Here is a 14667-nt window from a genome sequence, read left to right as displayed (position 1 = left end):
CTCGCTCCATGATCAAGTTCAGCGGCTTCTGGGCCCTCCTCACCGGAGGCGCGGCGATCGCGGTGCTCCTCGCCGTCCTCGACCCGATCACGCGTCCGGAAGACTGCGCCAACTACGGCGGAAACGGCAACGCGAGCGCGTTCGACAACCCCGGCTGGGATCTGGGATTTTCGCTGGTACTGGTGTGCTGGCTGGCCGCGATCGCGGTGGAACAGACGCTGCCGGTGACCCGCCGGCACCGTGGCGGCGTCGAGGTCGCGGCCCGCGCGCTGGGCGCCCTCACCCTCGCCGTGGTCGCCTCGTGCTACCTGTTCCTGCAGGTGGCGGTGTTGTGTCACTGAGTCCTGAACCCATGGCGGAGTCCGTGGCAGGCTGGAGGGGATGAGAAGCGGATCCGGGGTCGTCGGGGCGTTCGCCGCGGTTGGCGTGCTGTGCGTGGCGGTCTCCGTCGTCCTGTTCGGCGTGCTGCACGTGGTGCCGCCGTCGGCGGGGCTGGACTGGAGCAGCCGGACGATCAGCCAGTACGCGCTGCTGTCCAACGGCTGGGTGTTCGACGTGGCGACGCTGCTGCTGGCCGCGGGCTCCTTCGCGGTGCTGGTCGCGCTGCACCGCGCCGCGCTGGTGAGCCGGGCCGCCGCGGCCGCGCTGCTGCTGTGGGTCGCCGGCCTGATCGGCGTGGTCTGGTTCGAGAAGCACAACTGGGCAGCCGGCCCGTCGATGAGCGGCGACATCCACCGCGCCGCCAGCCTGGTCGCGTTCCTCAGCCTGCCGGCGGGTGCCCTGCTGGCCGCCCTGCCCTGGCTGCGCGCCGAGCGCACCCGACCGGCCGCGCGGCTGGTGGCCCTCGGCGGGGTCGTGTCCCTGCTGTGCTTCGCCCCGATCCTGTGGGCGCTGCTGTCCGAGCCGTGGACGGGCGTGCGCTGGTGGCGGGCGATCCCGCTCGGCGGGGTGGAGCGCCTGCTCGGCCTCGCCGAGGTGGCGACGGTGCTGCTGCTGGCCTGGTGGGCGGTGCGCACCACCCGCCGTCCTGCCGGTGACGTCGACGCCTGACCCATTGCACCGTCGGCAGGGTCGACGCCGGGCCGTGCCCCGTTGGCCTCCACGATCATCGAACTATACGGACCGCGACGGGCTCGTGCTGCCCCGTGACGGCGGGTTAGGTCGGGCCATCGGGGGTAGGCCTCTTCGCCGTCGAGTTCCAGGACGTCGAGAGGACACCCTCGTGACTCACACCGACCGCGGCACGATCATGATCGCCGACTCCGACTTCGGCGACACCGAGCTCGAGCGGACCATCGTGGAGGAGGCCGGGTTCACCCTTCGCGCGTACCAGTGCAGGTCGGAGGACGAGGTGATCCGCCACGGGCAGGACGCCGACGGCATCCTCACCCAGTACGCCCGGATCGGCGCGACCGCGATGGACCGGCTCCCGCGCTGCCAGGTCATCGCCCGCTACGGCACCGGCGTGGACGGCGTCGACGTCGATGCCGCGACCCTGCACGGCATCCAGGTCACCAGCGCGCCCGACGACTGGTGCGCCGAGGAGGTCGCCGACCACGCGATCGCGCTCTGGCTCAGTGCGGCCCGCCGGATCACCGAGTACGACACCGCCACCCGGCACGGCGAATGGCGCTGGCGAACCGGCGCGCCGATTCAACGGCTGCGCGGACGGGTGTTCGGGCTGCTCGGCTTCGGCCCGATCGCCAGGCTCATCGCCGACCGCGCCCACCCCTTCGGCGTCCACATCGTCAGCCACGACCCGTTCGTCGACGACGAGGACATCCGGGCCTACGGCGTCCGCCCGGTCACCTTCGATCACCTCGTCGCGGACTCCGACTACCTCATCGTCCAGGCGCCGCTGACACCGGAGACCCACCACCTGTTCGACACGGCCACGCTGGCCCACATGAAACCGGACGCGATCCTCGTGAGCACCGCCCACGGCTCCATCATCGAGGACGCCGCCCTGGCCGGCGCGCTCGAGCGCGGCACCATCGCCGGCGCCGCCCTGGACGACCTGGAGGAGGGGCCGGGCAACCCGCTGCTGACCCTGCCGAACGTCATCGTGACCCCGCGCGCCGCCTGCTACTCGGAGCAGTCAGTTGAAACCATCCGGTCGATCGCGGCGGAGGAAGCCGTCCGCGTCCTCAACGGCCACGCACCGCTGTCACCGGTGAACCAGCCCGCCCTCATCTGATCATTCGGCCCGCGGGTCCGCCCCGGTGCCGGAGAACGCCCGCAGTCGCAGGCGGGCCGCCGTCTCCGCGACGAACCAGACGGTGAAGCCGTCGTCCGGGGCGAGACCGGCACGGGCGGTGTCGCACCAGTCCTGCCGGTCCAGCACGGCGAGGTACTGCCGCACCAATCCGTCCCGCTGCTCAGGCGTGCAGCCGTTGCGCTCCGGCGGCCGCTTCGCCAGGTGGTCGGCGATGGTCGCGGCGGTGACGTACCGGTGCACGGTGGGCGCGAGCCGGCCGAGGTGACCGGCGTGCGCGGTGAGCACGGCCGCCGCCGACGGGTAGTGCTCCAGCGTCGAGCCCATGCCGCTGCAGTCGGCCATGGTGCTCAGGATCCTGCCGGTGTGGTCGATCAGTGCCTCGTCGGCGTCGGGATCGACGATCGCCGGGTGCAGCTGCGCCGCGATTGCCACCTTGCCGGCGTAGTAGCCGGCGAGGAAGTCGCCGTCACAGGCATGGCGCAGCAGCCAGTCCCGGGATGATCCGTGGACGCCCCGGCGGCACATCGCCTCGATGACGTAGACCCGGCCCCAGCCCGCGGTCCGCTGCGCCAGCCACAGCAGCGCCGGCCCGCCGTCGCGGCGGCGTTGGAGCGCCTCGGCGGCGAGCGCACCGAAGTGCTCCGACAGCAGCCCGATGGTCTGGATCAGCGGGATGTCCCGATCGTCGTGGTCCGTGGCGAGCAGTGCCAGCCCGACGGTCACCGAGCAGCGGTCGGTGCTGTGCCGCACCAGCCAACGGCCGGTCCGGCGGACCCGCTTGCGTCCGGCGCGCAGGGCGGCGGCCGCGATGTGGTCGTTGCGGTGGATCGGCACGTACACGTCGTGGAACGCGTCGACCAGGTCGGCCGGCGTCGCGTCGGCGTCGGCGAAGTGGGCGTCCAGGACGGCGGCGGCGCCGGCACCCTTGCGGCGCGGGCCTTCGCGCGTCCGCGCGGGTTGCCGGTCGGGGTGTGCCGCCTCGTCGGGGAACGGCTCACCGTCCCGCGGCAGGGGTGTGTCGGGATGCAGTTGCTGCAGGCGCAGCGCGTGGTCGAACAGGGCGGTGCTCACCGGCGGCCGGAAGGCTCGATTCTGTCGGTCATGCCGGCAATGATGCCACAGCCGGGCGCGGGGACCGCCGACGATCCCCGCGCCCTTGTGCTCAGCTGTAGACCTCGAACTCCAGCAGTGAGTAGCCCCACGCCGTGCCACGGGTGGTGCCGTTGATGCGGACGTAGCGGCCGGTCGCGGCCAGCGCGGTGTTGTCATCCACGCCACCGTCACCGCCGGTCACCGAGCGCACCGTCGTCCAGGTGGTGCCGTCCGCCGACGTCTGGATCTGATACGCCGAACCGTACGCCGCCTCCCACGTCAGCTTGACGCGGCCGATCGCGTAGGACTGCCCGAGGTCGACGCGGATCCACTGTGGATCCGCGAACGCACTCGACCACCGGGTCGTCAACGAGCCGTCCACGGCCCCCGACGCCGGGGTGCCGGCGTTCTCGACGCTGGACGCCGTCGCGGGCTTGTTCAGGGCCAGGTTCCCGGCCGGGGGCTGGGTCGTGCCGCCCCCGTACACCTCGAACTCCCACAGCGAATAGCCGTATGCGGTGCCACGGGCGGTGCCGTTGATCCGCACGTAACGGCCGGTCGCGGCCAGCCCGGTGTTGTCGTCGACGCCGCCGTCACCGCCGGTCACCGAGCGCACCGTCGTCCAGGTGGTGCCGTCCGCCGACGTCTGGATCTGATACGCCGAACCGTACGCCGCCTCCCACGTCAGCTTGACCCGGTCGATGGCGTAGGACTGGCCGAGGTCGACCCGGATCCACTGTGGATCCGCGGCCGCGCTCGACCACCGGGTGGTCAGCGAACCGTCCACGGCCGCCGACGCCGGGGTGCCGGCGTTCTCGGTGCTGGACACCGTCACCGGCTTGTTCAACGCCAGGTTCGCCGACGGCGGTTGCGTGGTGCCGGAGGTGAACGTGAAGTCGTCGATGTCGAACAACGATCCGGTGGCGGCGCCGGTGAACACCAGGTACAGCTGGTGCGTGCCGGCCGGTGGGCTGATCGTCCCGGTGACGTCGACCCAGGTCTCCCAGCCGCCGGTCGAGGTGACCTGCACCGTGCCGGCCACCGGGCCGGTCGGTGAGTCGGTCCGCACCGAGATGGTGCCGCCGACGCCGGCCGAGGCGACCCGCGCCTTGAAACCGGTGACACCGGCCAGGTTGTACGTGTTGAAGGCGATCCAGTCGCCGTTCTCGATGTACCCGACGGCGTTGCCACCGTGCGCACTGGCCTTGGCGGCGAGCTGGACGCCGTTCATGGTGTTGTAGTGCTCGGCCTGCCGGGTCCGCGGCTGCAGCTGGTGCTGGTCCTGGACCGCGGTCCCGCTGACCGGGGTGTACACGGCGGCCATGACCCCGAAGATGTTCGAGCTGGGGTCGTGTTCACCGTCCACTGTGGTCTGGATCGACCCGGTGCAGCCGGTCTTGCTGGTGATCGGGTGACCGTGACTGTCGTGGCCCAGGACGTAGTTGACCACGACCCGGTTGCAGTCGATGGTGCCGGCGTTCGGGTCGGTGACCCGCACCTCGAACGGCACCAGGTCCCCGAACTGGAACACCGAGCCGTCGGCCGGGGTGATGAGCTGGATCGTCGGCCGGCCGACCCCGACGACGACACTTGCCGTCGCGGTTCTGCCGCCGGTGTCGCGCACCGTCAGCGTCGCGGTGTACTCGCCGTTCGTGGGGTACGTGAACGTCGGGTTGGCCGCGGTGGAGTCGGTGCTGCCGTTGGTGGTGAAGTCCCAGGCGTACGTGATGGCGTCGCCGTCCGGGTCGTTGGTGCCGGCCGAGCTGAACTGCACGGTCAGCGGCGCCGCCCCGGAGGACGGGGTCGCGGCGGCCTGCGCGATCGGAGCCCGGTTGCCACCGCTGTTGTACTCGATCCGGTACAGGGCCGAGTTGGCGTCGCCGCCGAACCAGGTGGTGCCGTAGTCGAGGACGTACAGGGCGCCGTCCGGCCCGAACTCCATGTCCATGATCGCGGTGCCGGTCCACGGGATCGAGTCGATCGCGCCGGCCGTACCGTTGGCGTTGATCGTGGCCGCCTTGATCCAGCGGCTGGTGAACTCGCCGAGGAACGCCCTGCCGTTGTACGAGGCCGGGAACTTCACGTCCGAGACCAGGTTCGGGTTGAAGTTGTAGACCGGGCCGCCCATGGGGCCGCCGCCGCCGAGCTCGGGCCGCCACGGACCCTGGCCGCCGTAGGGCAACCAGGCGGCCTGCGACGCCGGCAGGTTGGTGATGCCGGTGTTGTTCCGCGAGTTGTTCGTCGGCCCGCCGGCACAGTTGTACGCGCCGGCCGACGGCCCGGTCGGGAACGTGTACTCCTGGTACGGGGTGTTGTAGTTGGAGCAGTACGGCCAGCCGAAGAAGCCCGGCTGGGTGATCCGCTCGAACGAAACCGTTCCCGCCGGCCCGCGCTGCGGGTCGGCGGAGCCGGCGTCGGGGCCGTAGTCACCGAGGTAGACGACCCCGGTGGCCTTGTCCACGCTCATCCGGAACGGGTTGCGGAAGCCCATGGCGTACACCTCGGGCCTGGTGTTCGCCGTGCCAGGGGCGAACATGTTGCCGGCGGGGATGGTGTAGCCGCCGGTCGCGCCCGGCTTGATCCGCAGGACCTTGCCCCGCAGGTCGTTGCTGTTGCCCGCGGTGCGCTGCGCGTCGTAGGCGGGGTTGTGGTCGGCCCGCTCGTCGAGCGGCGCGTAACCGCCGGAGTCGAACGGGTTGGTGTCGTCGCCGGTGGACAGGTACAGGTTGCCGGCCGCGTCGAAATCGATGTCGCCGCCGACGTGGCAGCACAACCCGCGGCTGGTCGGCACGTCGAGGATCGTCACCATCGAGGCCGGGTCAATCGTGTAGTCGTCCCGCACGGTGAACCGGGCCAGCTTGTTGGATCCGTTGAACGGGGCGAACTGCGCCGCCGTGCCGGTGGCCGGGGCGTCGCCGCCGGGCGTGCTGAGCGGTGGCGCGTAGTAGGCGTACACCCATTTGTTCGTGGCGAAGTTCGGGTCGGCCTTGATGCTCTGCAGACCCTCCTCGTCGTGGGTGTAGACCTGCAGCGTCAGGGCGACCTTGGTGTTGCCGTTGACGTCGGTGTAGCGGATGACGCCGTCGCGCGAGGTGTGCAGCACGCCCCGGTTCGGCAGCACGGTGAGACCCATCGGCTCGCCGGTCTCCGCCACGCCCTTGGCCAGGTTGACCTGGTTGAACGTGCCGACGGCGGACTGCACCGAGCAGTTGCCGATGTTCTGCGCGGCGTACTTGATACCGCCGAGCAGGTGGGTGCGGAAGTTCGCCTCGGTGTAGCTCTCCTGGGTGTGGCCGAGGCCGGTGTACCAGGAGCGGCCACCGTCATACGCGCGGCACCACGAGATCGGGTGGTCGCCGTTCATGGTGCCGCCGGTGTACGTGGCCTCGTTGAGGTTCGCGAGGACGTGCACCTGCGAGCGCGGGTTGGTGCGGTAGTTGTACAGCTCGTCGGTGCGGTTCCAGTTCGTCGGGATGCCCGCGTTGGAGGGGTGTGCGGGGTCCTCGATGCGGACCGTGACCGGCTGGATCGCGGGGTGGCTGGAGAAGTAGGCTCCGACGAGGTTGCCGTACCAGGGCCAGTCGTACTCGGTGTCGGCCGCGGCGTGCACGCCGACGTAGCCACCGCCCGCCCGGATGTAGCGCTCGAACGCGGCCTGCTGGTTCGCGTCGAGCACGTCGGCGGTCGTGGACAGCCAGATGACCGCCTTGAACCGGGCCAGGTTCGTGTCGTTGAACTGGCTCGCGTCCTCGGTGGCCTCGACGGTGAAGTTGTTCTGCGTGCCCAGTTGCTGGATCGCGGCGATCCCTGCCGGGATCGCGTCGTGCCGGAACCCCGCGGTCTTGCTGAAGATCAGCACCGTGAAGTCGGCCGCGAATGCCGGAGCGATGTTGAAGGCCGCTCCGGCCAGCACCATGGCGACGCAGAGCAGCACTCTGCGAATCATGATCGGTTGCACCTCTCCTGTGAATGCAGCAGCGTCGAACGACGTGCGCCGATCACGTCAGCTCTCAGGCCGCGATCAGGTGATCCGCGGGCACCGATGCCGCGCGGATGTGCGGCACGTCGCGCCTCGCCGAAGGCCGCGTGGTGCCGTAACAGTGTTGAATTCGTTGCAGCCCGGCACCGTTGGCGGCGGCAACCGGGCGTCTCTCCTTCCACCCCGACCCGCACTCCAGAGAGCGCTCTCTCACCGAGGTGCCGATTAGTTAAGCAGACTCACAAGCCCCTGGCAACGGTTCATCGATTACCGTTTATCAGCGACAGCGCGCGCCCCGTCGAGCTCGTCGTTCCTGGCTCCGTCCGGTCCAGCGGGCCGGCGGTGAAGACCGAGCAGGTTCAGCAGCGGGCCGGTCATGGCGGTGGCGACCGGGACCATGACGACGAAGATGGCGAGCGTTCGGTCGCCTACCGCGAGCGTCGGGTCTTACCCGTCCGCTTCCAGGGATTCGGCGCGGTTCCCTCATTGCGGAGCAGGCTGATCCACTCAACCGCCACCTGGCGCGGCACCGCATAGTGCGCAGCTATCTTGGTGGCGGAGCCGAGTCGCCAGAACACCACGGCGAGGTCGGACGGCATGCCGATCTCACCCGGAGACTTCGACCGCAACCGGTCGCGGCCGCCGTCGTCCTGCGCCCGGGGCGTCACGGGCTCAGTGGCTTCCTGGACCGACGCGGCCCTCGCCCCGGCGTCCGGCTCGACCCGGCTGGACTCCTGCGCGGCCGTGGCCGGCAGCCGCCCTTCCGACATGATCGCCGCGTCCCGCATCAGCTGCGCGAAATCGATCGTGGCGAGCTCGGCGGGCAGCGGTGTGCCGTCCTCAGCGAGGCGCACGGCAACCTGCTCCACGACGACACCAGCTGGGCTGAGCCGGACGTGCACGGTCACAACGCCCCCGGCCACGTCCGCTGACGCCACCGTAACCGTGTAGACGGACACTACGGAACTATGCCTTCGCCTTGCGGGCGCGGCCCATCCATCCTTGCGCGGTGTGCCGCGGAACGCCGTAATGCTCGGCGAGTCCCGTGACGCTGCCGATCTCGCCGAACGTCGCCAGCAGCTCGGCGACGTCGGGCATCCGGCGGTAGGCCCGCCCGGCGCTGCCGGCCTGTTTGCTCTCCCGCTTCGTCCGGGAAGAGGTGGCCGCTGCCCGCGGCGATGCGGCGGATCGCGGAGTCGCCGCCCGCGGCGATGCCGTAGCTCGCGGAGCGGCCGGCGACACGTGCTCCGCAGCGTCGGTGTCCGGTTCGGGATCCGTCGTCTCTGTGACGCCGTCGAGGGCGCCGGATGCCAGCGCACGTCCGATCAGCGCGAGGTCGATCTGAGGCAACCGCTGCAGTGACAGCCCGGCTGGCGACGACGACCGGACGATCATCTCCACGATCCGGGCCGTGTTCCCAGTGGTCTCCACCCGGACGCTGACGAACGCGTCCGACTCGACGGCACCGGTGGCGTCGGGTGCCGGTGCAATGGAAACGAGATAGGCGCTCAACCCGACTCCCCAGGCGTTGCCGCGATACGACCCAACACGATACGACACTCTACACGGCGGGAATCACCGCACGGCGCGTCTTTGATCGTTTCCCAGCCTGTCAATGCCACACCAAAACACAACGCTTGACGTCATCGTCGTGGTGGATGTGACGGTTTTCCGTGACGTCGCCTGCTCGGCGCGCGCGCCGAGCAGGCGACGTGCTCAGCCTTCCACCCAGCCGTGCTTACGGGCGATGCCGACGAACCTGTCCCGGATCTCAGCGATCTGGCCGCCGGTCAGCGAGGGCAGGTGCTGGATCAGCATCTCGGTGACTTCGCCGACGAGATCGCCAGCAGCCAACACATCGCACAGACCGTCGTCATCCACGGCCCTGTCATGCGGCGCAGCCACCCGGACCGTCGGCTGGACGGCCGCGTCGTCGAGGATGCGGACCGACGCCACCTTCAGCCCCCGGTCGCCCTCGGCACACTCATACTCCACACGAAGCCCGGGACGCACGAGATGCCTCGCCTCACCGAAGTCATTCGCGTGGACGAAGACATCCTCGCCGCCCGCCGCCGGAGCGATGAACCCATATCCACGGGTGTCATCAAACCTCAGAACTCTTCCCACCGAACCCACAGCAACCACCTCAACCGACCGAACCAACAATGTCCGGCGCGAACCGGAGCTTCGTTCGCACCGTTCTGCGGCCAACGCTACAGCAGCACCCGTGTACCGCAAACCGTTGCCCGCCCGGTCCGAGCCACGCCGGCCTGGCTCACGTTCGTGAACTTCGGGTCGGCAGGCCATCCGCCGCGGCAGCTTCGCCGGCGCCACCGACCTGATCGGCACGATCCGCGCGTTCATCGACGGCTCCATCTGTACCGGCCGCCGGCCCGCGACCGCGCCCGTGCCGCCGTTCGCAAGGGCAGCCGGTCTTCTGGCAGGTCGTCGGTGGCGACCCGCCCGTCGGCGGCCAGCACGGCGGCGACCGCGGCCTTCGCATCGTCACCAGCGTTCGCCTGGAGCATCTTCGGCACCGATACCGCGAGCACGTCAACCAGCGCGCGCTCGGCGTCCGCCGCGTTGTCCGGCACCGGCACGTCATGCAGGGCCGTACGCAGCAGATCACCGACGGCTGTCGGCACCATCATCCGTCCGGTGAGTGCACCCAGCTCCGTGGCCGCCAGCGCGTGCTCCTGCCCCCGGAGCGCCGGAACCGCGCAACATCGCCGCCCGCCCCAGGAACGCCACCGCCTCCACGAGCGGCGCCCCGCTGCGGTTGCCCTGGTGGTACGCCAACGTCTGGACCCACCAACGTTCCGCCTGCGGCACCGAGCCCACCGCACCGCGTACCACCTCGCCCAGGACGTGGTCGGCGAGACTGACCCGCATCCGCGACACCACCCGATGGCCCCGCACCAGACGCGACTGCCAGCCGCCACGCTCGTACTCGTCGGCGATGAGGAAGGCGTATCCGGCGGGTTCACCGACGCCCACTCGACCGGTGCGGCCGAACATCTGCTGGATGGTGGCGCCGTCGAAGCTGTCCAGGCCGACCTGCGTGTCACGGACCACGACCGCGCGAGCCGGCAGGTTCACACCGGCCGCGACCGTCGCCGTGGCGACCAGGATGTCGGTGCGCCGCTCCCGGAAGTCGGTCTCTGCCTCATGCTTCTCCGTGGTGGCCACCCACAGGCCTGAGGGTCTTGCGGCAGCAGCGCACGGACGTCCTGATCGGCGGAGAACGCAGGAAGCGTCGCGTCGGCGTCGGCGATCTTCAGGTAGAGGCGCGGCCGGCTCCGGTCCCCGCGTTGCATGTGCCCCCAACCACAGCCCGTCAACCCCGCAAGACCGTCGCATGCTACGGCACGGGCGCCGTTGTGGCTTCGTCCGTGACTTCGGGGTTCTGTCCCGCGAAGAGTGATTGATCTTCGGGTCGAGGACTGGTTAAGGCGGCCGGGTGTCTACAAGTCATGCACATAGAGCCGCAGCGTTGCCGGGGTTCCATCGGGTTGCTTGTCAGTGCCGGACGTGATGTCGTGGACGTAAATGAAGCCGCTCTTCTCGGCGACACGGACGGATGCGAGGTTTCTCCAACTTCTCCGGCCACGGCTTCGACCTCGACGGCCACCGGTGGACGACCTCCGAGCATTATTTCCAGGCCCAGAAGTTCCCCGGCACCCGCCACGCCGAACTCATCCGGCGGACGGCGACCCCGTTGCGGGCCGCCGAGCTGGGCCGCGACCGTTCCCTGCCGCTGCGCCGCGACTGGGAACGGGTCAAAGACGACGTGATGCGCCGGGCAGCTACTTTCCCCCGCGACAAGAGCCTGCGCACGTTCGACCTCGACGCCAACCCGCACGTTGACCCAACAGACCGTGGTCTGCGCCCGCAGCCGACTGGCCGAACCTGGCCTGGCGATCCATCACAGCTCGTTGTCGATAAAGGCGAAGATCTCATCGGCGGTGGCTGATTTGAGCTTCTCCGCGACGTTCGCACCACCGGTGTCCGGTGTGTGGCTGAATTTGGCGAGGAGGGCCTCAAGGCGCGATGCGATGCTCGAAAGATCGGCGGGGTTCGCCGCCGACATGACGGCTTCGAGCCGATCGAGCTCGGCGGACGCTGAGCCACCCTCGGCCGTCCCAGCGACCTGCTTGGTCAGGTAGGCGGCCAGCGCGGTGGGGTTCGGGTGGTCGAACACCAACGTGGTCGGTAGCCGTAGCCCGGTGACGGTCCCGAGTCGGTTGCGCAGTTCGACGGCAGTCAGTGAGTCGAACCCGGCCTCGGTGAACGCCCGGTCCGGGTCCACGGCGGTGGGGTTGGTGTGGCCCAGCACGGCGGCGATCTCGCCGCGGAGCACGTCCAGGACCACCGCCTGCCGTTCTGTCGCGGGTATCCCGGTCAGGCGCCGGGCCAGCGTCGACTCGCCCGCAGACGCGGTGGCCTGCATCCGGCGAACCGGCCGCCGTACCAGCGCGCGCAGCAGTGCCGGGACCGGGCCTGTCCCCCGCAGAGCTTTGACATCCAGCAACGCCGGTACCAGGTGCGCTGGTGCGGACAGCCCGGCCAGCACCGCAGTGTCGAACAGTTCCAGACCCTGTTCTGCGCTCAACGCCGTCACGCCTGAGCGGCTCATCCGGGCCAGGTCGGTGTCGCTGAGATGGCCGGCCATCCCGCTGGGCTGCTGCCACAACCCCCACGCCAACGACACCCCGGGCAGACCCGCCGCCCGACGGGTCTGCGCCAGCCCGTCCAGGAACGTGTTCGCCGCGGCGTAGTTCCCCTGACCTGCGGCCCCGAGCGTGCCCGCCACCGAAGAGAACAACACAAACGCCGACAGATCCATGTCCCGGGTCAGCTCGTGCAGATGCCACGCCCCGTCAGCCTTCGGACGCAGTACCGCATCGATCCGCTGTGGGGTCAGCGCCGAGACCACCCCGTCGTCCAACACCCCAGCCGCGTGGACCACCGCCGTCAACGGCCGATCCCCCACCACGCCGGCCAACAGACCCGCGACCGCATCCCGGTCAGCGACGTCACAGGCCACGACCTGCACGTGCGCACCCAACCCGGACAGTTCCTCCTGCAGCTGCACCGCGCCGGGGGCTTCCAGACCGCGGCGGCTGGTCAGCACCAGATGCCGCACCCCGTGCCGGGCCACCAGGTGCCGGGCCACCAACGCCCCGATACCCCCGGTCCCCCCAGTCACCAACACCATCCCGGAACCGAAACCAGCGCTGACATCCGTGTCAGGCCGGGGTACCAGTCCGGTCCGCACCAGCCGAGGAGCGACGGCACTACCGTCACGGATCGCCAACTGCGGCTCATCCCCACCCAACACCGTCGGCAACACCCGCCACGACGCCGGACGGCCATCCACATCCACCAACACGATCCGGTCAGGATGCTCCGACTGCGCCGCACGCACCAAACCCCACACCGGCGCCAGCACCACATCAACACCATCACCGGCGTTGACAGCGACCGCGTCCCGGGTCAGGACCACCAACCGGGCCGCACCCCACCGGTCATCAGCCAGCCACGACTGCACCAACTCCAACACCCAACCCGTCACCGCCCGCACCCGCACACCGACCTCACCATCAGCAGGCACCGGGATGTCAGCGGCCAACACCAGATCAGGCACCGGAGCGCCATCAGCGACCGCCTGCCGCAACGCCGCCAAGTCTGGATACTGCTGCACCCCCGACCCGACGGACTGCAACGCCCCGACCAACCCCGACCCGTCCGGACCGAGCACCGCCCATCGCGCCGAAGCCGACACCGACCCGGTACCGGTCGGCGCCACCCAATCGATCTGGAACAGGTGATCTGCCAGAACCCTGCCGCCACCGGTTGCGTTGGTGAGCTGCTCGGTGCTGACCGGGCGGGCCAACAGCGATTCCACCATCGCCGCCGGCATACCGGCCCCGTCAGCCACTTCCACGGCGAGTCCGTCGTCGCCTGCCCGGGTCAACCGCACCCGCAGCATCCCGGCCCCGGCAGCGAACAACGACACCCCCGACCACGCGAACGGCAACCGCAACCCGTCATCGCCACCGAGCAGACCAGCGTCGAGCAGGGCCGGGTGCAAGGCCGCGTCCAGCAGGGCCGGATGTATCCCGAACAGGCCGGCCTCCTGCGCAGCCGGCTCCGGCAGGACAACCTCGGCGAACACCTCCCCGTCACGACGCCACACGGCCTGCAAACCCTGGAACACCGGCCCGTAGCCGAACCCGGTCTCAGCCAACCGCTCATACAAGCCGTCGATGTCCACCGCCACCGCACCCTGCGGAGGCCACACCGTCAGATCAAACGACGGCGCCGACATCGTCGGGGACAGCACACCGGTGGCATGCCGCACCCACACATCGCCCGCGTCATCACCGTGCTCCGGGCGGGAGTAGATGTTGACCGGTCGCCGACCCGACTCCTCCTGCGGTCCACCAACCCACACCTGCACCTGCACCGCACCATCCGGCGGCAGGACCAACGGCGCCTGCAACGTCAACTCCTCCAGCGCACCGCACCCAGTCTCCTGCCCGGCGCATACTGCCAGTTCCACAAACCCGGTCCCAGGGAACAACACCGCACCAGCCACCACATGATCAGCCAGCCACGGATGCGTACGCACCGACAGCCGACCCGTCCACAACACCCCCTCACCCTCAGCCAACGCCGTCACCGCACCCAACAACGGATGCCCCGCCGCCCCAAGACCCGCCGCCGTAACATCGCCGACAGACGACATCGCCGGCTGCAACCAGAACCGCTCCCGCTGGAACGCATACGTCGGCAGGTCGACCCGGGTAGCGGGAACGCCGGCGAACACCGCCGGCCACCGCACCCCCACCCCCGCGGTGAACGCCTGCGCCACCGCCAGCAGCAACGACTCGACCTCAGCACCTTCACGACGCAACCCAGCCACGAACACCGACCGCTCCACCGCTGTCTCGGGCAGGTTTTCCTGGACCATCGCGGTCAACGCCGCACCCGGACCCAACTCCACGAACACCCGCACACCCTGCTCATGCAAGCAGCGGACCCCATCACCGAACCGGACCGCCGCACGCACATGCCGCACCCAATACTCCGCCGTACACACCTCATCCCCAGCCAGCAACCCGGTCACATTCGACACCACCGGCACCGCCGGCGCGTTGAACGACAACCCCCGCACCACCCGCTCGAACTCAGCCAGCATCGGCTCCATCAACACCGAATGAAACGCATGCGACACCCGCAACCGCCGCGTCGCCCGTCCCATCGCAGCCAGCCGCTGCGCCAAGTCCAGCACCGGCGCCTCGGCACCAGAGATCACCACCGCGGCCGGGCCGTTCACCGCGGCGATCTCCACCCCGGCACCCAACAGCGGCAG

General features: G+C 69.9%; 12 protein-coding genes. 4 read left to right on the top strand and 8 right to left on the bottom strand.

Annotated elements, in window-relative coordinates:
- Positions 1-8: 8 nt before the first annotated feature.
- The 3 genes from ACFPIJ_RS08895 (at position 9) to ACFPIJ_RS08885 (ending at position 2197) form a co-directional block, all read left to right on the top strand.
- Positions 9-341: a hypothetical protein gene (locus ACFPIJ_RS08895; protein WP_380114198.1), complete on the top strand. Its 333-nt coding sequence runs from the start codon at positions 9-11 to the stop codon at positions 339-341.
- Between the two features lie 40 nt (positions 342-381).
- A complete protein-coding gene (locus tag ACFPIJ_RS08890) occupies positions 382-1050 on the top strand; it encodes a DUF998 domain-containing protein (protein ID WP_380114197.1) in 669 nt (222 codons plus the stop codon).
- A 172-nt stretch (positions 1051-1222) separates the two neighbouring features.
- Entirely contained in the window at positions 1223-2197 is a 975-nt protein-coding gene (locus ACFPIJ_RS08885; RefSeq protein WP_380114196.1) for a C-terminal binding protein, read from the top strand.
- Here ACFPIJ_RS08885 and ACFPIJ_RS08880 read toward each other — a convergent pair whose 3' ends face one another.
- From ACFPIJ_RS08880 to ACFPIJ_RS08850, 7 genes are all read right to left on the bottom strand, one after another.
- Complete coding sequence (locus tag ACFPIJ_RS08880; RefSeq protein ID WP_380114195.1) at positions 2198-3289, bottom strand: hypothetical protein; 1092 nt, start codon at positions 3287-3289, stop codon at positions 2198-2200.
- A gap of 91 nt (positions 3290-3380) precedes the next feature.
- Complete coding sequence (locus ACFPIJ_RS08875) at positions 3381-7256, bottom strand: ThuA domain-containing protein (RefSeq protein WP_380114194.1); 3876 nt, start codon at positions 7254-7256, stop codon at positions 3381-3383.
- Between the two features lie 461 nt (positions 7257-7717).
- The gene (locus ACFPIJ_RS08870) at positions 7718-8212 is read right to left on the bottom strand and encodes a hypothetical protein (RefSeq protein ID WP_380114193.1); all 495 of its coding nucleotides are present in this window, start codon (positions 8210-8212) and stop codon (positions 7718-7720) included.
- A gap of 43 nt (positions 8213-8255) precedes the next feature.
- The gene (locus ACFPIJ_RS08865; RefSeq protein WP_380114192.1) at positions 8256-8801 is read right to left on the bottom strand and encodes a hypothetical protein; all 546 of its coding nucleotides are present in this window, start codon (positions 8799-8801) and stop codon (positions 8256-8258) included.
- Positions 8802-9005: 204 nt separating this feature from the next.
- Positions 9006-9416: a cold-shock protein gene (locus ACFPIJ_RS08860; protein ID WP_380114757.1), complete on the bottom strand. Its 411-nt coding sequence runs from the start codon at positions 9414-9416 to the stop codon at positions 9006-9008.
- 233 nt (positions 9417-9649) lie between these two features.
- A complete protein-coding gene (locus ACFPIJ_RS08855; RefSeq protein ID WP_380114191.1) occupies positions 9650-9940 on the bottom strand; it encodes a hypothetical protein in 291 nt (96 codons plus the stop codon).
- A complete protein-coding gene (locus ACFPIJ_RS08850) occupies positions 9915-10478 on the bottom strand; it encodes a helicase-related protein (RefSeq protein WP_380114190.1) in 564 nt (187 codons plus the stop codon). The genes ACFPIJ_RS08855 and ACFPIJ_RS08850 overlap by 26 nt, the downstream gene beginning before the upstream one ends.
- Positions 10479-10869: 391 nt before the next feature.
- On the opposite strand from ACFPIJ_RS08850, the gene ACFPIJ_RS08845 reads away from it, so the two are divergent.
- Positions 10870-11262 carry an NADAR family protein gene (locus ACFPIJ_RS08845; protein ID WP_380114189.1) on the top strand — a complete coding sequence of 131 codons (393 nt, stop codon included), beginning with the start codon at positions 10870-10872 and terminating at the stop codon, positions 11260-11262.
- Here the strand turns inward: ACFPIJ_RS08845 and ACFPIJ_RS08840 are convergent.
- On the bottom strand, positions 11215-14667 hold a 3453-nt coding region (locus ACFPIJ_RS08840; RefSeq protein WP_380114188.1), incomplete at its 5' end, for a type I polyketide synthase. The genes ACFPIJ_RS08845 and ACFPIJ_RS08840 overlap by 48 nt on opposite strands.

It is taken from the genome of Dactylosporangium cerinum, assembly GCF_042653625.1.
Classification (GTDB): Bacteria; Actinomycetota; Actinomycetes; order Mycobacteriales; family Micromonosporaceae; genus Dactylosporangium; species Dactylosporangium cerinum.
The sequence above is the reverse complement of the archived record's forward strand: the minus strand, read 5'-3'. Positions and strand labels throughout refer to the sequence as shown.

Bases quoted from the DNA above. Each gene is read 5' to 3' on its own strand.
- ACFPIJ_RS08875 (WP_380114194.1), bottom strand. From the start codon at position 7,256: ATGATTCGCAGAGTGCTGCTCTGCGTCGCCATGGTGCTGGCCGGAGCG.
- ACFPIJ_RS08845 (WP_380114189.1), top strand. From the start codon at position 10,870: ATGCGAGGTTTCTCCAACTTCTCCGGCCACGGCTTCGACCTCGACGGC.
- ACFPIJ_RS08895 (WP_380114198.1), top strand. From the start codon at position 9: ATGATCAAGTTCAGCGGCTTCTGGGCCCTCCTCACCGGAGGCGCGGCG.
- ACFPIJ_RS08855 (WP_380114191.1), bottom strand. From the start codon at position 9,940: ATGATGGTGCCGACAGCCGTCGGTGATCTGCTGCGTACGGCCCTGCAT.
- ACFPIJ_RS08890 (WP_380114197.1), top strand. From the start codon at position 382: ATGAGAAGCGGATCCGGGGTCGTCGGGGCGTTCGCCGCGGTTGGCGTG.